Source organism: Desulfobaculum sp. SPO524, assembly GCF_044987625.1.
Classification (GTDB): domain Bacteria; phylum Desulfobacterota; class Desulfovibrionia; order Desulfovibrionales; family Desulfovibrionaceae; genus Desulfobaculum.
Map to the genome: position 1 here is coordinate 1,270,363 of NZ_JBJDSB010000002.1, position 26,041 is coordinate 1,296,403.

Below are 26,041 nucleotides of genomic sequence, written 5' to 3' on the forward strand. Positions count from 1 at the left end.
CTCCTCCTATTCAAAACGCTGGGGGTGCACCGTCAGCGGCTTGCGGGTAAAGGACTTGCGCAGGCGGCGCTTAGCGCGGCCCATGCTCTCGCGAAACTGCGCGCCGTAAAACTGCGCAAGGCCCGGATTGGTCCACGCCTGCCCCGGCATCACCAGCAGCGAGGCCAGCGCGCCAGCGGCAATGCCCCCGGCCCACGCCTCATGCACGGCGCGGGGGATGCCGCTGGACGTCTCCGACGGCTTGAGCGCCACCCGGCAGGTCAGCCACGCGCGGCGCTCCGGCGGCCACAACAGCGACAGCACCGGCGGCGCAAAGGTAAAGCCCTGCCCCGCCTCAAGGCGCGTCTCCCCCACGCTCACACTCACAATGCCCGCCACAAGGCTGCCGCCCTCGGGCGCGTCAATGTCATATTCCATCAGCCCCGGAAGCACGCGCACGCGGTCGGCATCGGCCTGCCATATCCATGTTTCCTCGCAGAAGGTCGCGGCCGCATCGCGCAGGGCGTTTCGGGCCTGCTGGGCCGGGAGCTTGGGGCACACCGGATACAGGCGGTTAAAGAACTCATCCCACGATACGCGCGCCATGCCTTACTCCTTGCCAGGATTATTGGGGGAGATGATGATGTCCGTCTGCGTCTTGATGCCAAGGCTCTGGTAGAAACTCTTCTCAAACGCCGCCGCGCGCACCGTGGACGCGCCTTCGTCCTCGCGCAGAAAGGCCATGCGCAGCATCCATTCCACCACCGGCCCGGCGTAGATATCCGGCAGGCTCAGGGCCAGCGGCTCCTCAGCCCACCACGCCGGAGACTGCGCGGGCGCGTTGCCCACATTGTCCGCCGCCAGACTGCGAAAAATGACGCCCGCAGCGCCTGCCCCCTCACGGTAAAAGGCCAGCTCGCCGGCGGCGTAGGTCACGCCCTCGGCCCAGCCCAGAATCCGGGGCACGTCAGCGGGCGACACCGCGTAGCCGATTTCCACGTGCACATCCGTCACGGCGGACACGGGCGGGGACACCCAAAAGCTGCGCGGGTACAGGTCGCTAAAGGCCCAGTTGTCGATGGCGGTGGCGCCCGGTCCGGCGGGCCATGCGAGGTTGGCGGCGTCCAGCGCGGCCTTGTCCACCAGCTGGATGCTGGTCCCCGGCGTGGCGCCGTCCGCGCCCATATTGCGCAGCACGTCGAGCAGGCGCACGCCGTCGTCTGGGATTTCCTGCAAAACGCCCGGCGCCAGCCGCACTACGGTAATGGCGGAGCTGGCATCCGGGCGCTGCAGGGCCACCTGCCGCTGCGCCGCATTCAGGTACTGGCCCCACAACGGAACAGGCACGCCCGTCCCGCCAAGGTCGTTGTACTGCTGCTGCGCAAGGTGGATGCGCTCCGCCACCAGCATGATCAGGCCCCGTCCATGCGGTTCACGATGAAGCGCGGCTCTTCAGCCGAATGGGTGACGTTGTGCTCGTCGGTCCACCACACGGTGCGCACCGCGTCGCGCAGCACATTGAAGACGGACTCCGGCACGCTGACCTGATGCTTGCGCCGGATAACCCAGTTTTTACCGTTGACGGTGACGGTCACATCGCGCTTGCCGTCCTCGCCCGCGTCCTCGGCAATGATGATGGGGATGGTCCGCTCCGGGGCGGCCGGCGCTGAGGGCCGGGGCGCGGAAAGGGGCGCAAGGGCGCGCTCCTCGGCTTCGGCCTCGATCTCCGCCGCGCTCCCTTTGGCGTCCTCGATGATCGCGTGTGCCTGTGCCTGCGCTGCGGCGATGATTTTCTGGGCCTGCGCCTCGGACTCGGCCAAAAGCGCTTCGGCGCTTTCCAGCGCGGCGTCGTCCGGCTGCACGTCCTCTGCGGAAGCGTTCTCTTTCTCTGCCAACGCCGCCACGGCCTGCTCTTCCACTGCCGCATCCTGCGGGGCCTCACCGCCAGATCGCTTCTTGCCCATAGGTACCTCGCTTGAGTCTTGGCGGCCCGGACGTCCGGGCCGCCCGCGTGCTTACTTGGAGACAGCCACTTCCGCCCGCACGAACCACAGGTCCTGCAGAATCTTGGCGGCCGCCCAGGTCTTGAAGCCAGCTCCGCCCTTTTGGCCCAGCATGTCGCTTTTGGTGGACTTGGACGGGTTGTGCACGAAGGGAATGGCCGGCAGCACCGGCTCCATCTTGCCGTTGGAGTTCTTGGCCAGATGCCCGGCAAGGGACACGATGCCGTAGGCGTTCTCCGCGCAAATGAACATGGGGTAGACGTCGCAATTGGTGCCCGTGGTGGACATTTGCGAGCCATCCACAGCGCCGCCCGCATCCGCCCACGGTTCCAAAATGTCCGTGAGCAGGAAACGGAAGATGCTCCACGCGCCAATCTCATTGGGCCACGGCGAGGCCTGCCCGTAGTCCTCCACGTGCTTGAAGCCCGGCAGCGCCTCGATATCCGTTTCCAGATCGGGATGCGCCAGCACCGGGTAGCAGCGATGGATGTTCACGGTGTTGAAGTTCGGGGTGGAGTCCACGATTTCGGTCACGGGCTTGGCGCGGTTGCGCCGCATGGTCCGGCGCACGCGGCGCATCAGGTCCACGCTCACCTTCTCCGTGATGAGATCGCGCGAGGCCACATCACCGGCGCGGTGGACGTTGGTGCCGGCCTTCAGCTCGCCAAAACGGAAGCGCTCCACCATTTCCACGTACTGCACGCCAAGCTCGCGGCAGGCGATTTTCAGCACGGGATCCTCGTGGGTGTCCTCGATGACGTCGGTGATTTCCACCACCGAGCCAAGCTGGACAAGGTCCGCGCTGACGCTGCGCTTGCTCATTTTCTGCGCCAGAGGGGTCACGCCCTCCGCCAGCGGTGTGGGGGTTGGGTCCAGCGGGTCCCAGCCAATCCAGCGGATGGTTGCGCCCTTGTTTTTGGGCATTTTCTCGGCCTGCCCGAAGGGCTCGAAGCACACATAGGGAAGGCCGTTTTTGATCATATTCGCCGACACATGAATGCCGGTGTTGTAGCCAATGTCGCCAAGTGCAGTGAGTCCGGTCGCCATAGTTCCTCCGCGTGAGCCTTACCCAAAGGCCTCCTTGAACGTTGCCACGGAGTCCTTTCGGGCCTGCGGCCGTGAGCCGGGGGACGGGCCGCCTCCGCCACTGCGCCGTGGCGCGGGCGTGGCCACCTCCGCCGCCTCATCGGCCGCTGGATCCTTGTGTCTGTGATGCGGCGGCGTGCGCGGGGATTCCGCCCTAGCCACCGCCTGCCTGTATTCGTTCAGGACGGCGCACACCTCTTCGGCGCTGCCGCGTTCAAGAGCGGTCATCCGCGCTCCGGCCTCCCGGTAGGGCAGGCCATCCAGCCACGTCTGCACACCGCCAAAGAACCCGTCGAACTCGTCCTCGTGCCCGGCAATGGGCATCAGGGTCACCCCGCGCACAGGGTCGGTCTTCACCTCAGCAAAGGTCAGTCCGGCCCGGTCCACAATGCGCTGGGCGTGGTGCAGATGGCGCTCCTCTTCCCGGCGCTTCTGGGCCGTAGCCTCGCTGGTCTGCACCGTGCGCTGCAGCAGGATGCTTGCCGCGCTGGAGCCCACCACCGGCGGGTCATAGTCCCGCGCCAAATCGCGCAGGAACGCGCCGTCCGGGGAGTTTTCCATGATGAGGTCCGCCCAGCCCTCGCGTCCGGTGCGCCGCGCCCAAGTGCAGAAGTCCCCCACGTCCTTTTTCTCGTCCTCGGTGAGGGCGAGCGGCGTCGCATCAGCAGACGTTTCGCCTTGCTTCGCGCTACCGCCGCCCTTTTTCAGCGCCTCCAGTTCCTGACGGAGCCGCTCGCTTTCAGAGCGGGCGAGTTCCAAGCGGCGCTCCATGGAGCTGCGGTAGGAGGAGTATTTCTGCTTCCAATCCGGTTCCGGGGCCGTGGCGTCATCTGCGGGGGCTTCTGCTGGAGCTTCCGTGCCAGAGTCCGCGCCAGAATCCGCGCCGGGGTCGTCGTCCTTTGTACCGGGGGCGTCCGCGCCTTTGGCTTGGGACTGGTCCGGCGTTGGGGCGCTCGCTTCATCTGAATCCTTCGTGGCGGAATCGTCCGAAGTGGCGGAATCGCCGCCGCCTGCGGGGTTGTCCTGCCCGCCCTGCTTTTGGTCAGTGCCGGCGGCGTCGTGGGTATTGGCCTGCGCCTCTGCGCCGGGATCATCCACTGAGGGGGATGGCCCGTCTTGTGGTGCCGCCTCCTGCGCGGGAATGTCGCCGCCGCCGGGAGCTTCGGGAGTTCCGAAAGCCCGACCGCCCTGCCCAAACGCCTCTGCAAACACGTCGAGTTCTGACTTTTCGCCCATGCCGTCCTCCTGAGACCGGGCCGCTCAGCGCGGGGGCCGGTCCTCTCGTGGCGTGGTGAAACGGGGCCGCTTGTGGTGGTGCGATGCGCGGCTGGTGGGCGTGGCCTTGGCCTGTGGCCACGGAGCCATCAATCCGCGCATGCGCCGCCCTCTGCGGGCGTTTCACAGGGTGCCTGTTAGCTGTATGCGCCGTCCCTTTTGGGTTTTCGCTCCTGTTCTAGCCGCGCCGCCACTTCGCGCAGGGCCTTTATGCCGCCCTGAATCTCCCGCACGCGGGCCAGGGGCGCGGACTCCAGCTCCCGCGACAGGGCGGTGGCCTTCGCCCGGAAGGCCTCCAAAATCGCCCGCCCCGCCGGGGTATCCACATGCTCGCGCGCGGCGTCTACCGCGTCCTTGAAGGGCATCATGCGGCCTCCACATTGCGCGTCTGCGCGGCCGTGGTCTGAAGCAACATGGCCAGCGCCTCCTCGACCTTTTCCGGGCCGAATTTCTCTTCCACTGCCTCAAGCACGGCCTCCACCTGCGCCCGCGCCGCGTGCCGCGCCTGCTCCACCTGCCACTCGGCGAATTCCTCGTCCGTGCGCAGCAGGTCGGCGGAGACGTCCAGCTTGCGGAAGATTTCCGCGAGAAGATCGCGCTCCTTGGTCATGCCCGCAAAGCGCGGGCGCTCGCTGAGTTCTGCGGCCTTGATGAGCTTTTCCCCGTGGATTTCCTTGGCGATGAGCGCGCTCGAACCCTTGGCGACAACGTCGGCGTCGCACATGATTTCGGGCTTCTGGGAGAACTGCATATTCCAGTGATAGAGGGCTTTGACGAAGGGAGAGGTAATACAATCATCGTAGGTGCGGACCAGTTCCTTGAGGTTGATCTGGAGCGCGCCCATCAGCATGGACAGACCAGAGGCGGTTTCGCCCGCGCCCTTGACGCGGCGGCCACTGCCCTGCGCGAACGAAGGCGTGGTGACCTCGTCCGCAAAAAGTTGCATGAGCTTGACGATGTGCAGGTAATGTTCGGTATTGGCGGGGATAAGCCACATTTTGATGGCCTTTTCCACGTCCTCAACGTTCTCGAACAGGAACACCCGGCCGTTGTGGATGTCCTGCGGATCGTCATCGCGGCAGGCCTGCTCGTTGATACCGAACATCACGCCGCTGATGGCGGCCTGATCCAGCATCTTGCGCACGGCGGCGTTCAGGGCGGCCTGCGGATCGCGCATAACGCGCGGCACGCCCTCGCCAAAGATGCTGCTTTCGTCCTTCTCGTAGTACCAAAGATAGTATGGCAGGCGGACGCCGCGCAGCGGGCTGACCACGGCCTTGATGATGGTGGATTCACCAAGCATCCAGACGTTGGACATGTACTCCCGCCCCCGCACATGCTGGCGCAGCGCGTCGGCCTCATCCTGCGCGGTGAGCTTCGCCTTTTGCGCCGCCAGCCGCAGCACAACGCCCTGCCGCTCTGACTCGGGCAGGAGCCTCTCCACAGAAACGCCCGCGTCCAGCAGGTCCGCCCCGGAGAGGAAGCCCCAGCGCTCGCGCACGCGGTAGCGGTGCGTCAGGTCGCGCGGCACTTCGGCGTGCTGGTCCAGCCCGCGCAGGTCGCGCTCGAAGGGCTCCAGCGTGGCGTCACCCTCGGGGAACTGGCGCAGATAGTCGCGGATGACCGCGCCATTAAACGAGGTGCGCTGAGCAAGGGCCTCCATGTCCGCCTTGAGGAGCAGGCTCGTTTCCCAGACGAACCGCGCGTCCTTGATGTTCACGCAGTCCATGTCCGGGTAGAAGTTCCAGATCAGGACGTCCGTGAAATACGGCAGCAGCTCGCCGGTCTCGACCTCGCTCAGGTCCCACGCCTGCAGGATATCCAGCGCGCCGCCCTCGCCCGCGCCATCCAGAAACACCCAGCGCATCTCGCTGCGGCGCTCCACCAGCGGGCCCTTGAGGATGCCAAGGCCGTAGATAAGCCCGCTTTTGAGGACGCTACGGTTGACGCTGCGGTAGCCACGGCGGCTTGGCCCCTCCGCCAACTGGTCCTTCATCTCAAGCGTCATGGCCTCGGCGGCCTGCTCGGCGATTTTGGGCGCGATGGGCTCAAGGTCCGCGTCGGCGGGGATGTCCTGTTGAGCCACCTCGGCGAGGTAGCGCCGCACCCACGCGGGATGGGGCTTTGGCGTTGGCGCGATGGCCCAGTTTGCCTCGCCCGTGCTCGGGAACAGCAGGTCCAGCAGGCGGGCGAGGATGACGTCGCACTTGATTTTGGTCAGGCGCATGAAGGCGCGGGAGCGCTTGGCGCCAAGGCGCGCCTCGATATCCGGGTCATAGCGGCCCTTATACTGGCGCGCGTCCTCCAGCCACACGGATTCCATGTGCTGCTGGCGGCGGGCGCGGACGTCGGCAAACTCTGTCCACAGCGTTCCCGCAAGGCGGCTGAGCGGCGTGCTACCGGCCACGGTGCACCTCCGAAACCGCTGGGGGCTGGGCAAAAGCGTCCTGCACCTGCGTGTGTACATAGGCGCCCACCGCCACCTGCAGCAGAAACAGCGCGACAATGGCCCCGCCAAGCCACAAATTCACCTGATTCGACATTCTGGACATGTTCTGATTGAGCTGCAGCAGGCAGCCGTCCACATGCAAGCGCTCCGCGCGAAACTGCGCGTCCGTGCGGTTGCGCTCCTCTTCGATGCGCTCGTGCAGGCGCCGGACATTAGCGCTGGCGCTGCGGTCGGCTTCGGCGAGGGCGTCCTTGATCTCGGCAAAACCCGCGCGGACAAGGTCTTTCAGCTCGTCCTGTCCGCGTTCGAGGGCTTTGACCGTGGCGTCGTGCGCTGCGCAGGTTCCGTCCACCATGCCCTACTCCGCTCCAACCGCCGCGATGGCGAGGCGTTGCTTGGCCAGATGGATGCGCACAAGGGCGCGGTCGCAGGCGCTGATGGGCAGCGGGGAGTCCAGCTGGGGCAGGATATCCGCCACAAGGAAGACCTGTGTCCCGGCGCGGGCGTTCGCGTCTGCAACGCGCGCCATCACAAAGCTGACCAGCTCGCTGTAGCTCCCGGCCTGCGCCAGAAAAGCCTCGATAGTGTCGATAACAGCCAGCGCCTCACGTGCGGTGTAGAGCTCCGCCTTCACTGCGGCGGCGTTCGCCACGATAAGCAGGCCCGACGCGGCGCGCGGGTCCGGCATCTTCTCCAAAATGAGCGAGGGCTGGCCCTCGCACGGCGCAGGCGGCGTGTAGGCGGGAGCGGTCTGCGTGGCGCAGGCCGCAAGGAGCATGGCGCACAGCGGCAGCGGAAGAAGTAGCACCTTGAGCTTGCGGCCCGTGGCGGCGCCCAGTGCGGCCTTGGCGCCCGTGACCAGCAGGTCGTCCCACTTGCAGGGCGTTGCGGCCACCACCTTGTCCACCACCAACGTCCCCAGCGCGATAATCTCCCAATTGGCCTTCAAAAAACCAAGAATCACGGCAAGCGTCCCCATACGATCCTCCGGGGCTACATATTCAGACTCCGCAGCATCTCGGCAATGCCAAGCCACGGCACCACATGCTCGTACCTGTCGAAGCTGCACAGGTACTGCCCCCACGCATCGCGCACCCAATAGAGCCGGCGCCCGTTGTCGCGGGGACGAAGGTCGATATGCCAAAACGGCCGCATGCGCTTACGCCCGCGCCGGGTGCAGAAACCAAAGGGATAAAACCCAATGGCCCCAACGCCCTCGCGCGCGGCGATATGCGCAAACTGCCGCTCAAAACTCAGGGGACGGCCGCCCGGCGCCGGCCCAAAGCGGAAGTCCACAGCAAGGGCCCTCTCGCGGCCCGGTATGTCTGGGAAAACGTAATGGTAGGATTTCGGGGAATGCCCCTCAGTGGCGTAGGAGCACAGGACGATAAACGGCGCGCCGGAAGCCTCGCGGATGGCATTGGCCTCATAGATCAAGGCCGGAGCCACCACCTCCACCCGAGGCCCCCACTCTCCGGGCACAAAATGCGGAGCCAAACTCCAGTCCACCGCATCACCATGCACCATCCCAAAACCCCGCTCCCGTAGCCCGCCTTGCCAGCCAAACGCCAACAAAAAAGCCGGGCTGATTTTTCAGCTCGGCTATAACACGGGGTTTTGGGAAGGGACGTGCCAGGGAGTTACTAGGGATGCACCAGGGCGGTGCCAGGGAGGGGGTTGACAGCCTCCCCGAGTGGCTAGCCCAAACTGTTCCTCTGCAACAAATTTATGAGTAAATCATTCCGTAACCATTGACATTTGAATTAATTCAGAATCATTTATTTCACCATTATAATACTTCAGCAGTGTAAATACTATCTCTTTCATACTGACATCGCCAATGTGGGCAACATAATACATAAAAGGCGCCTTATTCGATATCACATCCAAATGTACCCACTTCCCGCCTCGCCTACACGCCAAACCACCCTCTGCAAGACTTTCTGCCATACTCCACAAGTCTTCTTGTGTTGCCCCACTTCTATTCATGATATCTGATATGAAGCCATCTTGCATACACAGGTCAAGATACTCCAGCTTTGCTGCTTCGTATCTGAGTGCCTTCGTTTGTTGCGAATTTGGATTTAATTCCATTTCATTAAGCTGATCTAACAGAGCACCTGCAGCTGAACCACCATCCTGGTAATATTTATAGTCTTGGCAAAGTTCATTCTGTAACTTAACCAACTTTGCTTCCCTACTTGTAGGATTAAAGAACCTAGATATAAAACCCATCGCACACCTCTTAAGCCTGCCCGATTGATATTGAACCTGAAAGCGCAGCCGCAATAAACCATGCTATAATCCACGTTACTATCTGATGCACCCAAGGAGAGCCAAAACTCTTACCTTCTTCACCCTTCTCTAGAGCAATACGAAAAAAGATTTGGTTCCCAATGCATGTCACAACAAAAAACACACCGCCAGCTATTACACCGAGTTGATAGCCGACGACTATTGTTATCAGAATTGAAGCTGCTAACGGCATAAACTTGTCATCCCCCTCACACTTAAAGGACAGTTGTTGAAAAAGCTAAAATACAAAAAAAACAACGCATAACCTTCACCCTTCAACCAAAGTAAAAACAAATAATAAAAATAGAGTTAAAAATAAACCCCTTATTCCCGACCAAACCTATTGCATACCAATTGACAAACTTACCAATCTACGCGCAAGAACTCCCTTTCAGTCAAAATAGGCGGGCATCGATATTCACTAACCCAGTACATAAGCTTCTTTTCCCCTACTTTAAAAAAAGCCTTCGACTCCCGCTTTCCACAAATCATTCTCGGCTGCTGGTAGTCCATCAGTTCCTCCAACACTACTCGTTGTCCTTCTTTGAATTCATACAGCCCCGAGCACAGGGACGACGAAAGAGCAAACCGGCCTCTCTCGCCGCGCCCCATTCACCAACTTGCCACCTCACCACACCAAATCATACGCCACGCTTCGCCCCTTTTTGGCGCGCTGTGAAAGGATACCCTTTTCCACCAGGTCCGTGATTTCACGGTAGGCGGTGGCGCGGGAGGCTTTGGTCATGCCGCTGTATTTGCGGTTTGTCAGGCCGCCTTCAAAGCCGCCCCCGAGGTGCTCTGGCCCTGCGTCGAGGAGTCTGTTGACGACTTTGCGTTGGCGGTCCGTCAGTGGGGTTGCGGCGTGCTTGCGCCAGAACTCTGCCTTGAGAAGCACGCGGGCCATGGTTTGGCCGGCGGTTTTGACTGAAAGGCGGACCTGCTCAAGGAACCACAGCAGCCACTCGGTCACATCGCCGTCGCCCTTTTGGGTCTGCTCCAGAACGTCGTAATACTCGTTGCGGCGGCTCATGATCTGCGCGGACAAGCTGTAATAGCGCACCGAACGCCTTTCATCCTGCGCCAAAGCCAAATCCGTGAGCGTTCGGGCGATGCGGCCGTTGCCATCGTCGAAGGGGTGGATGGTCACAAAACGCAGGTGCGCCAGCCCGGCCCGAAGCACTCCGTCCAGCCCCTGACGGCTCTGCTCCCACCAGGACACAAAGGACGCCATCTCGTGCTCCAAAGCGCTGGGACGCGGGGCCACATAGTGGACCTTGGGCCGGTTGATTGGCCCGGACACCACCTCCATATGCTCGTCGCGCCACGCCCCAACTACAATGCGCTTCAGGCCAGATTGCCCGGTCGGGAATAATGCGGCGTGCCACGAGCAGATGCGCTCCAGCGTAAGCGGCTGCTCATAGTTTCGGGTGGCGTCGAGCAGCACTTCCACCAAGCCATCCGTGGCGCGGCTGGCCGGACGCAAGCCGCCTTGCTCAAGGCCCAGATGCGTTGCTACAGACGAACGCACCATCTCGCGGTCGAGCTTTTCGCCCTCAATCGCTGCGGTTTGGATTGCGTCCTCTTCCAGTGTTTCAGCCTGCGCCGCAAGGTCATCCTCAAAGCCGGAGCTCTCCAGCTGCGCCTGCAGCCGGCCTTGCTCCCGCCGGCACTCGGCAAGAGGTTCAAGCAGCTTCGATGAATCCCACGTAAAATCAGGCCAGTTTGCCTGTTCCCAGATATATTGAGGCATTTACGGCTCCTAATCGCTTCACTATTTGAAGCGATTATTACGCAGAAACGCTTCATGCGCAAGCCCGCGCTCACGACAAGCGGTAGGAATCATCACGTTTTGGGCTCGGGCCAAAGGCTTCGGCGTACCACTCCGTCAAATCACCGGACCACGCGCGGTACACACCCTGCGTATCGGGATAGGCCGGGCAATCCAGCTCTTTGATCCACTTCATGAGTTTCTTTTCGCCGATGCCGAAGAACTGCATAAGTTCACGCTTGCCGCTGAGCATTCTGGACTGCTGCATCAGTACCCTCCAACACTATCCGCCGGGCCTGCTGCCACGCGGCGCCGGGTGGTGGGGTTTGGGGTGGTGAATTCGAGGGCGGCCAGAGCGCAGAAGAAGGCGGCCGCTGGCGGGTGGTCGTCGAAGGCGACGCCGGTGAGATCCGGCGGGAAGGTGGCGAGGTCGCCGGGGATGAGGCTTTCGCCGAAGTGGAGCGTTTTCTGGGTGGCGACGCGTTTGCGAACCATGGCGTTGTAGAGCGTTAGGGCGTTGCCGTCGTAGTAGTGCGGGGGCGCGGTCACGCGGACTCTGGCGCCGCGCTCGCGCTCCAGCTCGCGGTTGAGCTCGCGCAAGGCGGTGTGCTCGAAAACCGACTGCGGCGCGTACCACATGGGCACCAGCCACAACCGCGCTAGCTCCAGCGCGCACCGTAAAAGCGGCTCCGGGTGCATGAAGGACTCGCCCTGCCATTCCGTTGCCTCAGTCAGACGCCGGACATGACGCACGCCGAAGTCCGGATCCTTCTTGAGGTCCTCCCCGAGCACCACGAGGAATCCCGGCTTCCCGCGCGCCGGCCAAGCAAGGCCGCCCGCCACGCGGCTGAACTGCCGTCCGTCCCCGGCCTCCAAAAAGGCCCCAGCCATTGCCGTTTCCTGTTTTGTGAGTTGCCGCATCGCTTACCCCATGTCGCAGTCGCCGTAGTAGCTGCCCTCGCAGCGCCGCATGGCCACGGTCATGTAATTCATGGCGTGGCGGAAGTGGTCCTCCTGCGAAAGCTTCACGTACACGTACTTTTTGCTGCCGTCGTCGCGCTCCTCCAGCTTCTTTGCGAGGTTGTTGCAATGCGCGGCGAACGTCTCCACCACTCCGCAATATTTGGGCAACACCACCTGCCCTTTGAGAAGCACGTGCTGGGAATCATCGAGGCTTTCGGTGCGATTCACCGTCACCACCTGCTTGGCCTCGTTCCACGCGTAGCCGCCGCGCTGCTGCTCCGAGTAGAAGCAGCAAAACACCTTGCCGGGATGCCGCTGCGCAAAGGCCCGCGCGGGGCGCATTTCCGGCTGGGCGTCTACCACGCAGCAGGCCACGTTGAACTCGTCCATGAGGCGGTCCAGCTCCTCCCAGTCGCCGTACTCCCCCAGGTGCGCCACAGTATCCGGATGCCGCCGCCCCACCACCACGTGCAGCTTGCCGCCCTGATCCACGCCCATGACGCACGGCCCCTTATCGCTCGACGCCACACCGTGTGTGCCGCAGAGCGCCAAAATCTGCTCCCGCGAGAGGCGGTTTTCCGCCTCGATGTAGGGCATACCCAGCACGTAGTTGTGGAAGTCCCCCGGCTTCTTGGTCGTGCGGTAGCCGTGCAGAATCTCCGCCGGGCTGACGAAGGACGAGAAGAGCTGCGAGTAGTGGTAGCCGCGCACCTCGGTCACGCTTGGATATTTTGCCACCCACCGCCCCTGCGTGACGTCCAGCTCGCCGTTGCGGCACTGCTGGCACAGGCGGATCACCTCCCCGTCCGCCTTCTCCCACAGCACCTCCTCCAGCGGGTGTTCCTCCATGCACGTGTACTGCCCACACCTCGGGCACCGCACGTGCCAGTAGCGCTGGTCCGAAAGCTGGAATTGGCGGTCGATGCCGAAGTCCGGGATGGTCGGATTGGAGAGATAGCGCTCCCACTTGTAGTCCGAGTGGCCGAGGCGGCCCTTGGCGGCTTCCTCCACGCCCGTCGGCATAAGATCGTACTCGTCATAGAGCACCATGTCGCAGGGGTCGGAGCGCAGGCCCTCCGCCGATTTTGTGCCCCGGAAGATGAGGTTGGTGCCGCACATACGCTTGAGGCCCACGCTGTCCGTATCGCGCATGAAGGCGCCGATTTCCTCGGGGTTGTCCTCTACCAACGGGTTCACGCGCGAGCGCACAAAATCGCCGACGCCGGACTTGGACGGGAACAGGTACAGAATGCCCACAAACGGCATGAACCGCGCCGAGTAGAACGTCGTCAGCATGGCCTTCACGCTGTTGCCCATCTGCGCGCACTTTTCCTCCACCTGCCGGGGATGGTCGTCGCGGTAGGGTTCTTCGAGGTACTCGTGCCGGTCGAACGTAAACCACCCCCGGTCCAGCCGCAGCTGCTTCTGCTCCGCCCATTGCCCCACGTTTTCGGGGCGCGGCCCGGAGTCGTGGTGCCCCGTGGCCTCCTGCAGCTTGTAGGTGAACTCGCTCAGGAGCCCGCCGCCGTAAAAGCCTTGCTTCATCATGCCGTCATTCCCCGCTGTGGCCGCCGCGCCGCCGCTTTGTGGCTCTCGATAGCCTGCGCCGCCGCGCGCCAATTTTGCGCTCTCGTTTGCCCTGCTGTTGGCGTCTGCCGCCGTGCCCCGGCGATTTTCCGCCAGCCAAAAATCCCAGAAAAATTTCCAAGCGACACACGCCCGCCAGAGCGAAATACCCCCAGGGGGATGATGGCGCGGGTACCTCCGGCTGCGCCCCCGTACCCCCCTCTGCCCCTGCGCCCATTTCCGCCTCTGCGCGCCGTCCTGGCCGCTTTCGCGCCCCTCGTGGCCTCCAGAGCCGGTTCGTGCTGCCTTGTGTCGCGCGCTCCGTCCGGCTCACTTCCCGAGATGGGAGAGACACCACTCCCCAATTCGCCAACAGTCTCCCACGGCAGGCCTTCGACCCGCCCTTCCTGGAGCCGTCATGCCCAGCGTCTACCGAGGATAGGCGCTTTTCGCCGAGCTACATTGAAACTGCGTAATACCGTTAGCCGCCTATTGTCTCATAATGGTAGTTGTGTAAACTTTGAGCTTCCTCAATACGGCTGTAGAACCAAAAGGTTAATGGAGTCCGGCCGCGCATTTTAAAAAATCAGCCAGGATTGCCGCCTCAAACGCACGCCCTGTGCCACAAATCCGCTCAAATCTGACCACCAGGCGCATACTTAGCATTCGATGGCCTCCCCGAAGTCCAAGGCGCTTCGCGCCGCATTCACCTCCACCAGCCGCTCCGTAATGCGCTTTTGCACCTCGGGCGCCGCCCGGCCGATCTCCTCCAGCACCACCGCCTGAAACTCCTGCACCTGCTTAAGGTCGTAGATTTTAGCCTTCATGGAGAAGTCCAGCTCCAACTGCTTGCGCAGCTCGCCCTGCAGCTTCACGCACGCCGTCAGCAGGTCCGAACGGCCGCCGGCAAGACGCAGGAGCTTTGCTCTCGCAGCAGAAGAAGCCTTTGTTTCCCCCTCCAAGACAAGATGGACAAGATCCAAAAGCTCGCGAGCCTGACGGCCAATGGCCTCCAACTGTTCACCCGTTGACAACTGCCGTTCCAAAATGCGTTGCGCCGAGAACAAACTCACATTGCGAGAAACCACAGCCTCGAGCCGCCTTTTCCGGTTCGAAATGGCCGACTCACGAACGCCAAGTAGCGCCGCTACCTCTTTTTGTGAGTCCGCACAGGCCAGGAGCACATGAAACTCTTCCCGCGTTACCGAAGGCTGTTCGCCGCGCGCTTTTGCATGCTTGCACCGCTCAACGAGTCGTTCGTAGCTTTTCCGTATGCTCATAGCGCCATCCTTCCTTCACAGTCCTCATCCACGCGTTCATCACTCTCGTTTCGCCGCAGTTCACACAAATCGCTGTCGCTTTACGTTTTCTTCACGGTAAAGGGTCCTCCGGCGAGCTCTGCGCTTCTTCCCGCATGCGCCGAAGCTCCTCATCGCTAAACGACTCTGGCACCCGCTCCTCTGAAGATGCTTCGTTTTGCCGTATAGGCCGCGCCCGATTCTGACTTCGCGCAAGCCACGCGTTGATGTGCTTGTACACGCCGTCAGCTGTTTTCCTGCGGCGAGGGTTGTCGATATTCCATTGACGGCAGGCGCGGAGTTCCTGTTCCACGTCAACAGCGGGATAGGTCTCCTGCCACTCACGAACCTTCGCAATAGGAATGGCCACGTCATGGCCTTTTCGATTTGTCGGAAAAACACAAAAGGCAGGGAGAGAAGATGACACCCGTCCGGAGCTTGGAGCAAAGCTCCGGTCACTCTTCTTACTCTTTCTTGTCTTACTCTTTATACTCTTAAGAAGAAGAGCAGTCCCCGCGGCACTGCCCAAAGCCCCGGCCCTTTCATCCGGCGCAGCTTCAGCTTGGGCATTGTGCGACGCAGTGCAATTCGCTGTGCTGTCAGCATGCTCATGTCCTGCCCATCGCCGATGTGCATTTTGCTCGGCGCGGCGACGCCGGGCTGCGGCACGGCTGGCCCAAGCATTGTGTCTAATCCAGTTGTGGAGAGCAAAATGCAACACATGCCCGTCAGCTTCAGCCGCATCCAAAAACGCAGCCACCTCACCTACGCTTTCGAACACACCTCGCACCCGTGCGGCGTTAAGTGCCTTGAGCCGCGCTTTATCATCTGGGTACACTTCAAGGCGGACGTCATCAGTTAAAACGTCAATAAAACCAAGCCAAATCAACGTTTCAACAAACCGTGGAAAACGCTCACCAAAAGAATCAACGCGCGCTGCTGCCGCCAGCCTTGCCCGATTGGCATCGCGGTAGATTCCATCACACCAGCATATCGCCGCCTGTTCCCAGAGGCTCAACAACGCGAGCACTCCTTCCGGTCCAAAATGGGCGCGCAGCTCCGTCACTTTCCGATGGTTCTGAAACCCCACCGCAACCTGAAATCCTTTATTCATAGCCCACCTCACCTCTTAGTCATCACGCGAAACCGATTCTGCCTTTGGCCTGAAGGGTTCATTCTCAAATCGCAAAAACCGCTTGCGATAGACCAAGTGAAACGACCCAACGGTGTTATTGCGGCCCTTCGCGACATCCAGTTCAACGCGGACGTTCTGTCCCTGAGCGTCTTGTCCTTTGCTCTTCCAGGGCACAATGAACACAATGATGTCCGCATCCTGCTCAATAGCCCCGGACTCCCGCAAATGAGAAAGCAAAGGGCGCTTCGTCTTCTCCGCTTCGCGGTTGAGCTGTGAGAGTACAATCACACTCACGCCGCACTCCACAGCGGTCGTTTTAAGAAGGCGGCTCGCCTCTGCAAGCTCTCGCTCTCGGCTCCCACCGCGTTGCTCCGGCGCAATAAGCTGCAGATAGTCCACGGCCACAACACGCACACCCTGCCGGCACCATCGCCGGACCTGCTGCCGCAACTCGCTCGGACGAATCGAAGGCTTGTCCGCGAAATGAAGCGGTAGGCGCTGGGCCCGCTGGGCAAAATCATAAATCGCCTTCCAGTCACTCTCTGAGAACCGGCCGTCGCGAAACCGCTGTGCATTGACGAGCCCTCCCCCCTGCGACGCATGCCCTCCACCGGCAGCACAAAGACGGTTCATCAACAGCAAGGCCTGCATCTCCATGGAAAACACACCAGCTCCATGCCCTTGCTCCGCGGCATGAAAAAGAAGATTCAGTGCCAAAGCCGTCTTACCGCACCCCGGACGCCCGGCAATTACAAAAACCTCGCCGGGGACCAAGCCTGTGACCAAAGTATTGAGCCGATGAAACGGAGTCTTGATCCCAGCTCCCCCTTCACCCTGCAGGTGTTCGAGCGAGGCAACCCACCCTTTGACTAACTCACCTGCGCTTTGTGAAAAGGCACCCCCGCGATCCTCAAGGACTCCGTCAAGACGGCGCTGCACATCGAGAATACAGGCACCGATGTCTTCTGTTTGGTCAAAAGCGGCCTCGCCAATACTCGTCCCAATCTGAGCTAGCGCCCTACGGCGCGCCCTCTCACGTACCACTCGCGCCGCGCTCTCCCCTTGGGAGGGTAACGCGACAGCATCGGCCAAAGCGGCAAGGCGAGAAGCTCCCCCCACTGCGCCAAGGGTTCCCGTGCGTTCGAGCTCTGCAGACACTGAAACAAGATCCACGGGCTCAGACCGCCGCCCAACCTCGCATAAAGCTCGGAATATTGATGTGTGGCGAGGATCATAAAAGTCTTCAGGGCGCACAATCTGTACAATGTGCTCCCAAGCTGCTGGACGCCTGAGGCACGCGCCGAGCACAAATTCCTCAGCCTCAACACTATGCGGAGGGACCTTCTGCAACGCGCCCCCCTTTTTAAACAGGACGCCCAAGGACGCGTGTTGCCCACAGTCGAAGTGCCTTATTCCCTGTCGCACAGCGCTGAAGCACACCGTTGTAGACATACCGACGCCGAGGCACCTTACCTCCATGCTTTCTAACAAGGCGAATAATGGCACGCTGTTGCTTGGGCAGAACTCCTTCCCGCATGGCGAGATCGTTGAAAAGCTGCCTCAGCGCATCAAGCGGATAACGCCTCAAGCTATCCCATGCAGCGGCTTCAACAGCTCGCGCGAAAAGTTGCTCAATGACCGAGACGGGCTGTTCCCCTCTTCGCCCTGTCAGACAATGGGACCACCACAAGGGAGCCGGAACAATCCCTCCTGGCCGTATATCTCGCCAGCCTGTGCAGACAGAACAGGGTAAAGGCAAAGGCTCAGACTCCGGCCATCTCGCCAGCTCCGGCCGTTGGCGGATTGCTTCGCATTTCACGGGAGTCATCCGTACTCGAAGGGCCTCACAGTAAAACGTATGCTCTGCGAGCCACGCCTCCTGCTCGTACCGTGACGGAGTTGCTTGAATTGACATCACGCCCTCCACGCTCCGCCCTCAGCAGGCCCATCGTCGTCATACGGCCTAACACCGCAACGCTCTTCAAGCCGCTCACCAAGGCGATGATTTGCCGCTATGAGCTGGTCCACCTTTTGCGAAAGACACAGCGCTCGCGAATTAGCCCTTTGGACGCGGGAATTCAGCCACAAGACGACGTCTTCGAGCTCAGCAATCCGATCATCTTTCGTGCTCATGCTGCCTCCATACAATGAGATGCAACACCAAGAAGTACGAGAGCCCACCTACGGCAATGGAATTCGAAAGGCGGCGACTCTGTGCAAGAGGCGAAATCCTCGCCTTCACACTGAAATGATGGATATATGGGCATTGCGTTAAGCTGAAAAGGCAAGGCAGGGAAGAGCCTTCAGGGCTAAACGCTAAGCAGGGAAGGTATGTTTATTTGAAAATTAGAACTTTTTGTTCTAAAAATCAAGTAAAAAATATCACTTTGACTTTATGAAATTCAAAGACAAGTATATACAGTATGAATTCTGAAAAAGGATACCAACGGTTCATCAAGGCGTTTATGATTGAGCACTTGGCAGACCTTAAAAGGCCTGTACGCCTCGAATACGCAAAAAAACTTGGGATATCTGATAGATATCTCGACATGATTCTGCGCGACCCTGAAAAAGTGCCGGGAAAGAATCTCATCACGAAGATTCCCGAACTTTTCGACCTCTCTCTAGAGGAAATACTCATTCGAGGAAGACAACTCTCTGGGGAATCACCCGAATTGTTATGCTATCCGTCCGAGTTCGCACTTATCCCCTACCTCGAGCAGCAATCTGTTCAAGAACTCACAACACACGTTGCCTTCCGCCGAGACTGGCTTCATCAGAAAGGAAACCTAGACACTATGAGGAGCATCATAGCGACGGGCAATTCCATGGCACCGAGCATCCATGACGGGGACGTCGTACTCATTGATCAAAGTCAGAGAAAAGTCGAAGTAGGAAAGATTTTCGCGGTGAAGCTGGACGACGATGTGCTGCTTAAACGACTCGAACGTGAGCCAGGATACATCATCCTTTGCAGCGACAATCAGGATAATCATCGCCCGATAAGCATTTCTCTTGAGGCATTAAACGAAGAACTGATCAATTTTGAAATAATGGGCAAGTGTATCAGCACCTGCCGAGACCTCAGCTGAACAGATTCGGACCCATCTCTCCCCCTATATGAACAGCTAGCAGATGTTGCTGTTCCTCTTTTGTTATTGGCAGAGCCCAATAATCGACAAGCCTAGCGCTCCCCTCCTTACACACCATATGCATCCCGCTCCAGCACCTGATCCGCCGTATATTCTCGCAAAGGCGTAACGCCCGCCTTTCGTCATGTAGGAGGCATATTGTTCTATTAGGATCATCATCCATTGCCAGACGTTGCAACCCATCGCAGTACCAAACCAGATTGAAGCCTCTTTTCTGCAAATCCACTTTATAAATCCCCACCCCAAATTCTCCACTGCCTAGCCTTAGAAGTGCTTCCAATCCTTTTCGCATAGCGATGCCCCTTCTTATAGATTCAAGACACCACATATTGCATCGTCAATATTTGTCAAATTGTAAAGAAATATTTCGAAAAACTCAGCGTAGTCTCGCTGGGATATGTTCTAAGTGCTCTGACCAGTGCGTTCCACAAAGTCAATTCCAACCGCTCCCTCCCCATTGGACAAGGGGTACACAGCCCGATAGGGCCGCAAGTTCAAACGCTTGCACTAGACACCCAGCGCCGCCCTCCCCTCGTCTCTGCTTGTAGCCCTGCGTTTTGCGTTGATTTAACACAAAGAGCCTTTCTACACCGTCAACCCCCTGTGGAGCGTTCAGAACGCTTACCGATACATATCGGAACCGCCCAGTGCTTGGCTTGTTTTGCCACGATGCAATCAGCCTGGAGTGAACTGTAAACTTCACAATCAACTTGCAAAATATCGTCAAACCAACACTGTAAAAGCAAATAGGCCATGAAACCGGCAGTGTCATATGAACGCTATACCTGCCCCCCCCCGGCAAAGCTTTCGCATTATCAAGCTCCCCCCCTCCTTCCAGTCCCATTCCTCCCGCTTCACCGGCCCCCTGCCCTCTGGACCAAGCGCGTCCTAACGCGTACGAATATCGACATAAATTTAACCAACCAGACACGAGTACCACATGCAATCAACTCAACTCCCTCCCTTTTCAATCCGCATCTTTTTGCCAGATGGTGATCCCGACGGCCTACGCATTATTGAAAAATCAAACTGGACCGGGATAGGCGTCGTTTTTACGCGTACGGGCTATAAGGCCGCTCTCCGGCGCGACGAATTCGAACGAACCGGTGTTTACGTTCTCGTCGGCAGTCTGGACGACAGCAGCCTCCCCACCGTCTACATCGGTGAAGGAGATCCGGTCCGCCCGCGCTTGGAAAACCACAACGCAAAAAAGGACTTTTGGGATTGGGGAGTGTTCTTTGTCACCAAGGACATGAGCCTTAACAAAGCGCACGTAAAATACCTTGAAAGTCGTCTCATCGAACTGGCCACCGCTGCCAAGCAATGCAACCTCGACAACACCAATAACTCAAGCCAGCCAAGCCTTGCTGAAGCAGATATTGCAGACATGGAGAGCTTCCTAGCTGATATGCTCAAGGTCTTCCCTCTTGTGGGCCTTTCAGTCTTCGAAGAGCCTACACAGCAGGACACGAGCCAGCACGAGCTCCTTTTCATCAAAGCTAAAGGAATTGTCGCGAGTGGCTATGAAACAACGAAGGGGTTTGTTGTGCTCAAAGACTCACAAGCCGTTATCAAAGAAGTTCCATCAATTGATGACTACCTTGTTACGTTACGTCGCGACTTGGCTGCAAAGGGTGTTCTCGTCGAAAGCAACGGCCATTACTTGTTTACAGAGAACTACCTTTTCAAGTCCCCGAGTACTGCAGCCGGTGTAATCCAAGCCCTAAGCGCTAATGGCCGAACATGCTGGAGAAACCGCGCTGGTAAAAACTTAAAAACTCTTCAAACATCAAACTCCACAACAACTTGACATTCTCCCCTTCGCCCTAACCCATTGCCAATTATAAAAGGCCATCCACACAGCCCACAGCCGCATGGATGGCCTTCTCTTTAAGACCTACAAAAAGAATTCTTCTACCTGCCCAGAACCAAAAGGGACCATATCGGCCCACTCTTGATCAAAAAACCTCCCCTTCACTCATTCAGCAGCAGCTCCGACATACCGTCCAGCTTCGCCTTGACGGACTTCCAATCTGGCATCCGGTCCGCCAGCAGGCGGTAGAAGCGGGGGCTGTGGTTGTGCTCCTGAAGGTGGCATAGCTCATGCGTCAGCACGTAATCGATACACTCTCGCGGCGCTTTGATGAGGTGCGGATTTATGGAGAGCGTGCCGTTTGGCGAGCAGCTTCCCCATTGCTTTTTCATGGTTAGCAGTCGCCACGGTGGCACATCATCCTTCCACGGAGTTCTCTCCACAATGGCTTCCAGTCGCCGCGCAAAGTATTCCTTGGCGCGTTGCCTGTACCAGTCCTTCAAGAGGCTCCTGACGCGTTCCGGTGAGCTGTCTTCCGTGCTCACTTCCAGCCTCCCGCGATAGAGCCGCACCTGCGCCTTTTGTTCCTGTATCGTGATGATTTTGAGCTGGTGGCGGCGGCCTTGATAGAAGTAGCTTTCGCCGCTCACGTATTCACGTGGCAATACGTACCTGCGAAGCTCCCGTGCGCGGAGCATGTGGTCCAGAACCCATCTGGCGCGCTTCTGCACGGCCTCTTTTATTTGAACGAGGTCGGCGTCCTGCGGCGCATCGACCTGAACGGAACCGTCCGGATGCACATGGATGGCGACTTTCGCCTTCCGCCCCGGCACGTGGCACACTTGATAGCGAATGCGTTCATCGCCATAGGTGAGTGTTTGCATGATTGTCTTATCTGTTTCCATGAGCCAGACGCACTCTGGTAATCTGAATAACGTGTTCGATGACATCCTTTGCTTTTTCAAGCCCGATGAGCTTGAACAGGCGCGGCAGGATGCCCTTGTGAATGGTGGATTCCATCGCCTGCGGACTTAGTGAGTGCTCCACAACAGCGGTGCCGACGATGGAGTCGATGGCCTTGGCTTCCTCAATGAGCTTCTTTTCTTCATCCGGCGGGATGGCTTTGAAGTGGTCTTCGCCCAGCACCAGCCGGAATGTGCCGTAGTACGCCCTGGCAGTCTCGCTGCCATCAAGCTCGTCCGGTATGCCTGACACGGCGCGGTTGTTCAGCTGTTCCTCGAATTCCTTGAAAAGGGCGTATTGCTTGAAGGGATGTTCGAACATCTTTTCGGCCTGCGAAATGGCGTCCTTCAGCAGCTCGGAAAAGACCTTCTGGGCATACGGGTCGTCGCTGAGTTCCTGCTCGATGGTCTTTCTGACGCGTGTGCGGATGATGTCCGTCTCGTTGCGCGTCTTCTCCTTTGACCAGTCTTCCGGATTTTCCTTGCCGATTTCGTTCACCAGCACAACGCCCTCAGGGTCTTCGATGGATTCGCCGACCACGTGCTTGTCCACGAGTCGGCGTATCTGCTCCTCGTAGGCGCTGTAGTCAACCGTTTCCTGTGCGTCCTGACGCGCTATCTTGCGCAGGTTCGTGAAGAATCGCAGATCGCTTTTGTACTTGGCGATGTCCTTTTCGCTGAAGCTGCCATCCTCGAAGAACGAGCGCGACGAAAGCGCCACCTTGAGGCACAGGCCAAACTCCGTGAGCGCCTGATAGAAGTCCTCTCGCACCTTCTGACGCAGGTCGATGCTGGTTCCGTCGTCATCCTCCGTGTACTGCGGCATGAGGATTTGTCTGTACTGCTCAAGGTCCTGCCTGTTCTTGACGTATCTGAATATTCCCCACAGGCGTTTGTGCAGCTCCGGCAGCCGTTTGTATTCGGTGCCGACCTGATGATACAGCCCCTCGATGTCGTCCACGTCGAAGCCGCTTTGCGTGCGCTCCTGAAGGTCCTGATACTCCTTGAGTGTCGTATCCAGTTCCTTGAGGATGCCGCGATAGTCGATGAGCAGGCCGTATTCCTTGGCCTCGTGCAGGCGGTTTACGCGTGCGATGGCCTGAAGCAGGTTGTGCTCTTTCAGCGGCTTGTCGATGTACAGAACCGTGTTCCTCGGTTCGTCAAAGCCCGTCAGCAGCTTGTCCACCACTATAAGGATGTCCACGCCGTCGTCGGTGGCAAAGTCCTCGATGACGCGTTGCTCGTATTGCTTGTACTGTTCGGCGCTGGCGCTCTTGCCTACGGTTTTCTCGGCCCACTGCTGCACCTCCGGCAGCGCGGATTCGTCCACGTCCGAATGGCCTTCGCGGGAATCCGGCGGCGAGATGACCACCGCACTCGTGACCAGCCCCGTTGCGTCGAGATATTTCTTGTAGCGGACTGCGGAGAGCTTGGAATCTGCGGCGAGTTGGCCCTTGAGTCCCATGCCGAGGGTTTTGATATGGTCCGAGAAATGGGTGGCAATGTCCCACGCGATGAGTTCAATGCGGTTCTCGGAGCCGTACACTGCGCCCTTGTTGGCGAATTTCTTTTTGAGGTCGGTCTTCTGCTCTTCGGTCAGCCGCGCCGTTATCTTGTCGAACCAGTTGTCAATGGCGGCCTCGTTCACGGCCAGCTCTGGGCGGCGCTCTTCGTAGAGCAGTGGGGTGACCGTTCCATCCTCCACGGCGCGCTGCATGGTGTAGGCGTGAATGATGGGGCCGAACTTGTTCTGCGTCTTGTCGTCCTTGAGGAGCGGCGTTCCGGTAAAGGCGATGTACGCCGCATTCGGCAGCGCCTTGCGCATACGTTCATGGGTTTCACCGCCGTGGCTGCGGTGGCCTTCGTCCACCAGCACGATGATCTTGTCGCTGGGGTTGTAGCACTCCGGCAGCTTGGACGCGGTGTTGAACTTGTCGATGATGGAAAAGATGATGCGGTCGTCGCCCTTGCCGATGCGCTGGGCGAGGTCGCGACCGGAACCCGCTCTTGCCCGTTCGCCTTCCTTCTTGGTGGCAACGGCGGAGCCGAACGCGCCACCCGTGAGGAACGTTCTGGAGAGCTGTTTTTCAAGGTCAACGCGGTCCGTGACGATGATGACGCGGCAGTCCCTGAGGTCCGGTTCAAGCAGAAGCGCCTTGCTGAGGAAGACCATGGTGAAGGACTTGCCGGAACCCGTGGTGTGCCAGATAACGCCGCCCTCGCGGCTTCCGGCCTTGTCCAGTCGCTTCACGCGCTCCAGCATGGCTCTGATGCCGAATGCCTGCTGATACCGCGCCACAATCTTGCCGACGCGCTTATCGAAGAGGATGTAATACTGCACCAGCTTCAGCAGGCGGTCCTTTCGCAATAGGCTGACAAGCAGCTTGTCCTGCTGTGTGGGCAGAACGTCGCCGGACCACAGCGATTCAAAATAGTCCCGCATGGCCTTGGGGCGGTCCTGAAAAAGCGCGTCCTTGTCATCTGCTGAAAGCGGCGTGTTCTTGATGGTGTGGAAGGTGGCGTCGTCGAAGATTTCCTCGCGCCACGTGGCCCAGAACTTCTTGGGCGTCTTGGTGGTGGCGTAGCGTCCTTCGGTGTTGCTGATGGCCATGAGCAGTTGCGCATAGCAGAAGAGGTGCGGAATTTCGTCCTTCTTCTGATTGCGGATGGACTGGCTGACGCCTTCCTCCAGCATGGATTTGTTCGGGTTGCCGGATTCAGGCCGCTTTGCCTCGATAACCACAAAAGGGATGCCATTGACGAAGCACACAATGTCAGGGATGCGCCTATGCGTGCCAGCCGAAGACAGCACGTCCATCTCTTCGGTGACGTGGAACAGGTTGTTTTCGGGGTGCTCCCAGTCGATGATGGGAATGGTCGGCTGAACGGGCTTTCCGTCGATGAATTCCTTGACCGTGATGCCGAGGGTCAACTTGTCGTAGATGCGCTCGTTGGCGGTGCGTAGCCCCTCGTGCAGCCCCGGCGATGACAGTTCGCGCACAATATGCTCGATGGCATTGGGCGAAAGCGCGTGCTTCTTACCGTCCCATTCAAAGCGCCGCGCCTGGAGCGAACGGATGAGTTCATCCTTCAGCAAAACCTCACGGTTCGTGCCGCGCTTGGTCAGGCACTGCGAGGGCGATATATACGTCCAGCCGAGGTTCATGAGAACCTGCAAGGCCGGAATCTTGGCGCTGTATTCTTCCTTGGTTTCTGGTAGGTGGTGCATTTTGATTCAGTTCCCTATTGACCTTGGCTGGAGCCATAGTTATCTGATTAGTGAGTTCGATGCCCATCGGCACTGAATCTATCGAGGTCTCGGACGCTGACCCCGCGTGGCAAATCAGCGTGAGAATTTGTTGACCTGGTTTACCTTTTAGGTATACAAATTATTTGTCTGGTGCTGCTTGTCAGCTTGATAGGGTTCGCCCCGCCGGACTTCAAATTTCTGTAAGGCACCCATTGTTTGGGTGCCTTATTTTTTGGGCAATTTCCACGAGAGGGCTTTCGTTGGGGAAAATTTTTAACCCGTCAATTTTAGTGTTGTGCGTATTTTGGGAGAAATACATTTTGGGAATCAAGCGTTTGAATGGCGGGTATTCCCAATCACTTTGCCGAAATGCACGATAAACGTTGTACGAGCACAAATCCGCAAACTGTACACCCTCAGAAAGTTCACTTCGGACGAAGAACGGCGTTTCAATTATGTTTTTGAAATTGAGTCCGGATGATGTGGCATTTTCGAGGAAATACGAATGCTTCAAAGAGAGGGAGATGTTATCTTGTTTGCTGACATCATCCGCAACAAGCAATGCCTTATGCTTTGGATGAAATTCCCTCATAAAGAGTTCTATCCGCTCGCACAGAAGCTCCCAAGCCTTTCGATGCAATTGGTGTCTATCCATATGTTCGCGTAGGTATCTTTTGTCCACAACGACAGAAAAGAGTCGAACGGGAAGAGTTTCCAACCCTCTATAGTATGTCTCTACAAGCTGAGTTATTTCCTCGTCTCCAAGTTGGGAAAGGAAAGGATGTTCAGCGCGTTTTTTGGGAATTCGTATCCATGTTGATTTCATCTCGCACTTGTGTAGATCAATGCGAATCCCTGTCCTTTGTTCTATCTTTTGAATGAGATAGCGTTTGTGTTTGATTATAGGGTTATAGAAAGCCCGCCATTTGTGCTCAAAGAGACCAAAGGCTGTGAGTGAATATATCCATTCCTTATCATATGTGCTCCCATCTCTCCTTGTTCCCGTAACTTCTGGGTCAAGAGTCCCTGATTCATCCACATAGAAGA

Annotated in this window: 24 protein-coding genes and 1 pseudogene; 2 read left to right on the forward strand and 23 right to left on the reverse strand. The window is 58.8% G+C overall.

The window, feature by feature from the left end; all coding sequences use genetic code 11:
• Positions 1 to 6 precede the first annotated feature (6 nt).
• The 20 genes and pseudogenes from ACI3L3_RS11130 to ACI3L3_RS11225 all read right to left on the reverse strand — a co-directional run.
• On the reverse strand, positions 7 to 585 hold the full coding sequence (locus ACI3L3_RS11130) for a hypothetical protein (RefSeq protein WP_404845182.1): 579 nt from the start codon (positions 583 to 585) through the stop codon (positions 7 to 9).
• Positions 586 to 588: 3 nt separating this feature from the next.
• On the reverse strand, positions 589 to 1,389 hold the full coding sequence (locus tag ACI3L3_RS11135) for a DUF6682 family protein (protein WP_404845183.1): 801 nt from the start codon (positions 1,387 to 1,389) through the stop codon (positions 589 to 591).
• Between the two features lie 2 nt (positions 1,390 to 1,391).
• Positions 1,392 to 1,943, reverse strand: coding sequence for a hypothetical protein (locus ACI3L3_RS11140; protein ID WP_404845184.1), 552 nt, complete (start codon positions 1,941 to 1,943; stop codon positions 1,392 to 1,394).
• Positions 1,944 to 1,994: 51 nt separating this feature from the next.
• Positions 1,995 to 3,029, reverse strand: coding sequence for a N4-gp56 family major capsid protein (locus tag ACI3L3_RS11145; protein WP_404845185.1), 1,035 nt, complete (start codon positions 3,027 to 3,029; stop codon positions 1,995 to 1,997).
• Positions 3,030 to 3,047: 18 nt separating this feature from the next.
• Entirely contained in the window at positions 3,048 to 4,304 is a 1,257-nt protein-coding gene (locus ACI3L3_RS11150) for a hypothetical protein (RefSeq protein WP_404845186.1), read from the reverse strand.
• 176 nt (positions 4,305 to 4,480) lie between these two features.
• The gene (locus ACI3L3_RS11155; RefSeq protein ID WP_404845187.1) at positions 4,481 to 4,711 is read right to left on the reverse strand and encodes a hypothetical protein; all 231 of its coding nucleotides are present in this window, start codon (positions 4,709 to 4,711) and stop codon (positions 4,481 to 4,483) included.
• Entirely contained in the window at positions 4,708 to 6,750 is a 2,043-nt protein-coding gene (locus ACI3L3_RS11160; RefSeq protein WP_404845188.1) for a hypothetical protein, read from the reverse strand. Before ACI3L3_RS11160 ends, ACI3L3_RS11155 begins: the two co-directional genes overlap by 4 nt.
• On the reverse strand, positions 6,740 to 7,147 hold the full coding sequence (locus tag ACI3L3_RS11165) for a hypothetical protein (RefSeq protein ID WP_404845189.1): 408 nt from the start codon (positions 7,145 to 7,147) through the stop codon (positions 6,740 to 6,742). The genes ACI3L3_RS11160 and ACI3L3_RS11165 overlap by 11 nt, the downstream gene beginning before the upstream one ends.
• A gap of 3 nt (positions 7,148 to 7,150) precedes the next feature.
• Positions 7,151 to 7,771 (reverse strand): hypothetical protein, encoded by a 621-nt coding sequence (locus ACI3L3_RS11170; protein ID WP_404845190.1) that lies wholly within the window; start codon positions 7,769 to 7,771, stop codon positions 7,151 to 7,153.
• Positions 7,772 to 7,785: 14 nt separating this feature from the next.
• On the reverse strand, positions 7,786 to 8,319 hold the full coding sequence (locus ACI3L3_RS11175; protein ID WP_404845191.1) for a hypothetical protein: 534 nt from the start codon (positions 8,317 to 8,319) through the stop codon (positions 7,786 to 7,788).
• A 210-nt stretch (positions 8,320 to 8,529) separates the two neighbouring features.
• Positions 8,530 to 9,027, reverse strand: a complete 498-nt coding sequence (locus tag ACI3L3_RS11180; RefSeq protein ID WP_404845192.1) for a hypothetical protein — start codon at positions 9,025 to 9,027, stop codon at positions 8,530 to 8,532.
• Between the two features lie 10 nt (positions 9,028 to 9,037).
• Complete coding sequence (locus ACI3L3_RS11185; RefSeq protein ID WP_404845193.1) at positions 9,038 to 9,280, reverse strand: hypothetical protein; 243 nt, start codon at positions 9,278 to 9,280, stop codon at positions 9,038 to 9,040.
• Between the two features lie 435 nt (positions 9,281 to 9,715).
• Positions 9,716 to 10,837: a Fic family protein gene (locus ACI3L3_RS11190; protein WP_404845194.1), complete on the reverse strand. Its 1,122-nt coding sequence runs from the start codon at positions 10,835 to 10,837 to the stop codon at positions 9,716 to 9,718.
• 70 nt (positions 10,838 to 10,907) lie between these two features.
• Positions 10,908 to 11,123 carry a hypothetical protein gene (locus tag ACI3L3_RS11195; protein WP_404845195.1) on the reverse strand — a complete coding sequence of 72 codons (216 nt, stop codon included), beginning with the start codon at positions 11,121 to 11,123 and terminating at the stop codon, positions 10,908 to 10,910.
• Positions 11,123 to 11,746, reverse strand: coding sequence for a hypothetical protein (locus tag ACI3L3_RS11200; RefSeq protein ID WP_404845196.1), 624 nt, complete (start codon positions 11,744 to 11,746; stop codon positions 11,123 to 11,125). The genes ACI3L3_RS11195 and ACI3L3_RS11200 overlap by 1 nt, the downstream gene beginning before the upstream one ends.
• A 33-nt stretch (positions 11,747 to 11,779) precedes the next feature.
• The gene (locus ACI3L3_RS11205) at positions 11,780 to 13,366 is read right to left on the reverse strand and encodes a phage terminase large subunit family protein (protein ID WP_404845197.1); all 1,587 of its coding nucleotides are present in this window, start codon (positions 13,364 to 13,366) and stop codon (positions 11,780 to 11,782) included.
• A 677-nt stretch (positions 13,367 to 14,043) separates the two neighbouring features.
• Complete coding sequence (locus ACI3L3_RS11210) at positions 14,044 to 14,664, reverse strand: hypothetical protein (RefSeq protein ID WP_404845198.1); 621 nt, start codon at positions 14,662 to 14,664, stop codon at positions 14,044 to 14,046.
• Between the two features lie 91 nt (positions 14,665 to 14,755).
• Positions 14,756 to 15,796 carry a hypothetical protein gene (locus tag ACI3L3_RS11215; protein WP_404845199.1) on the reverse strand — a complete coding sequence of 347 codons (1,041 nt, stop codon included), beginning with the start codon at positions 15,794 to 15,796 and terminating at the stop codon, positions 14,756 to 14,758.
• A 15-nt stretch (positions 15,797 to 15,811) separates the two neighbouring features.
• Positions 15,812 to 16,861, reverse strand: a complete 1,050-nt coding sequence (locus ACI3L3_RS11220) for a replicative DNA helicase (protein WP_404845228.1) — start codon at positions 16,859 to 16,861, stop codon at positions 15,812 to 15,814.
• Positions 16,862 to 17,296, reverse strand: a pseudogene (locus tag ACI3L3_RS11225) (DnaB-like helicase N-terminal domain-containing protein); the annotation flags it as partial.
• Positions 17,297 to 18,240: 944 nt separating this feature from the next.
• On the opposite strand from ACI3L3_RS11225, the gene ACI3L3_RS11230 reads away from it, so the two are divergent.
• Both ACI3L3_RS11230 and ACI3L3_RS11235 read left to right on the forward strand, forming a co-directional pair.
• Positions 18,241 to 18,909, forward strand: coding sequence for a helix-turn-helix transcriptional regulator (locus tag ACI3L3_RS11230; protein WP_404845200.1), 669 nt, complete (start codon positions 18,241 to 18,243; stop codon positions 18,907 to 18,909).
• A 1,000-nt stretch (positions 18,910 to 19,909) separates the two neighbouring features.
• Positions 19,910 to 20,779: a GIY-YIG nuclease family protein gene (locus tag ACI3L3_RS11235; protein WP_404845201.1), complete on the forward strand. Its 870-nt coding sequence runs from the start codon at positions 19,910 to 19,912 to the stop codon at positions 20,777 to 20,779.
• A gap of 164 nt (positions 20,780 to 20,943) precedes the next feature.
• Here the strand turns inward: ACI3L3_RS11235 and ACI3L3_RS11240 are convergent, their stop codons facing one another.
• The 3 genes from ACI3L3_RS11240 to ACI3L3_RS11250 form a co-directional block, all read right to left on the reverse strand.
• The gene (locus ACI3L3_RS11240) at positions 20,944 to 21,666 is read right to left on the reverse strand and encodes a M48 family metallopeptidase (RefSeq protein WP_404845202.1); all 723 of its coding nucleotides are present in this window, start codon (positions 21,664 to 21,666) and stop codon (positions 20,944 to 20,946) included.
• 7 nt (positions 21,667 to 21,673) lie between these two features.
• Positions 21,674 to 24,973, reverse strand: a complete 3,300-nt coding sequence (locus ACI3L3_RS11245; RefSeq protein WP_404845203.1) for a type I restriction endonuclease subunit R — start codon at positions 24,971 to 24,973, stop codon at positions 21,674 to 21,676.
• A 211-nt stretch (positions 24,974 to 25,184) separates the two neighbouring features.
• Positions 25,185 to 26,041: DUF3800 domain-containing protein (locus ACI3L3_RS11250; RefSeq protein WP_404845204.1), on the reverse strand; the 857-nt coding region annotated here is incomplete at its 5' end.

Bases quoted from the DNA above. Each gene is read 5' to 3' on its own strand.
- ACI3L3_RS11205 (WP_404845197.1), bottom strand. From the start codon at position 13,366: ATGATGAAGCAAGGCTTTTACGGCGGCGGGCTCCTGAGCGAGTTCACC.
- ACI3L3_RS11170 (WP_404845190.1), bottom strand. From the start codon at position 7,771: ATGGGGACGCTTGCCGTGATTCTTGGTTTTTTGAAGGCCAATTGGGAG.
- ACI3L3_RS11200 (WP_404845196.1), bottom strand. From the start codon at position 11,746: ATGGCTGGGGCCTTTTTGGAGGCCGGGGACGGACGGCAGTTCAGCCGC.
- ACI3L3_RS11215 (WP_404845199.1), bottom strand. From the start codon at position 15,796: ATGAATAAAGGATTTCAGGTTGCGGTGGGGTTTCAGAACCATCGGAAA.
- ACI3L3_RS11130 (WP_404845182.1), bottom strand. From the start codon at position 585: ATGGCGCGCGTATCGTGGGATGAGTTCTTTAACCGCCTGTATCCGGTG.
- ACI3L3_RS11145 (WP_404845185.1), bottom strand. From the start codon at position 3,029: ATGGCGACCGGACTCACTGCACTTGGCGACATTGGCTACAACACCGGC.
- ACI3L3_RS11245 (WP_404845203.1), bottom strand. From the start codon at position 24,973: ATGCACCACCTACCAGAAACCAAGGAAGAATACAGCGCCAAGATTCCG.
- ACI3L3_RS11190 (WP_404845194.1), bottom strand. From the start codon at position 10,837: ATGCCTCAATATATCTGGGAACAGGCAAACTGGCCTGATTTTACGTGG.
- ACI3L3_RS11140 (WP_404845184.1), bottom strand. From the start codon at position 1,943: ATGGGCAAGAAGCGATCTGGCGGTGAGGCCCCGCAGGATGCGGCAGTG.
- ACI3L3_RS11175 (WP_404845191.1), bottom strand. From the start codon at position 8,319: ATGGTGCATGGTGATGCGGTGGACTGGAGTTTGGCTCCGCATTTTGTG.
- ACI3L3_RS11240 (WP_404845202.1), bottom strand. From the start codon at position 21,666: ATGCAAACACTCACCTATGGCGATGAACGCATTCGCTATCAAGTGTGC.
- ACI3L3_RS11150 (WP_404845186.1), bottom strand. From the start codon at position 4,304: ATGGGCGAAAAGTCAGAACTCGACGTGTTTGCAGAGGCGTTTGGGCAG.
- ACI3L3_RS11165 (WP_404845189.1), bottom strand. From the start codon at position 7,147: ATGGTGGACGGAACCTGCGCAGCGCACGACGCCACGGTCAAAGCCCTC.
- ACI3L3_RS11135 (WP_404845183.1), bottom strand. From the start codon at position 1,389: ATGCTGGTGGCGGAGCGCATCCACCTTGCGCAGCAGCAGTACAACGAC.
- ACI3L3_RS11210 (WP_404845198.1), bottom strand. From the start codon at position 14,664: ATGAGCATACGGAAAAGCTACGAACGACTCGTTGAGCGGTGCAAGCAT.
- ACI3L3_RS11155 (WP_404845187.1), bottom strand. From the start codon at position 4,711: ATGATGCCCTTCAAGGACGCGGTAGACGCCGCGCGCGAGCATGTGGAT.
- ACI3L3_RS11195 (WP_404845195.1), bottom strand. From the start codon at position 11,123: ATGCAGCAGTCCAGAATGCTCAGCGGCAAGCGTGAACTTATGCAGTTC.
- ACI3L3_RS11180 (WP_404845192.1), bottom strand. From the start codon at position 9,027: ATGGGTTTTATATCTAGGTTCTTTAATCCTACAAGTAGGGAAGCAAAG.
- ACI3L3_RS11235 (WP_404845201.1), top strand. From the start codon at position 19,910: ATGCAATCAACTCAACTCCCTCCCTTTTCAATCCGCATCTTTTTGCCA.
- ACI3L3_RS11230 (WP_404845200.1), top strand. From the start codon at position 18,241: ATGAATTCTGAAAAAGGATACCAACGGTTCATCAAGGCGTTTATGATT.
- ACI3L3_RS11185 (WP_404845193.1), bottom strand. From the start codon at position 9,280: ATGCCGTTAGCAGCTTCAATTCTGATAACAATAGTCGTCGGCTATCAA.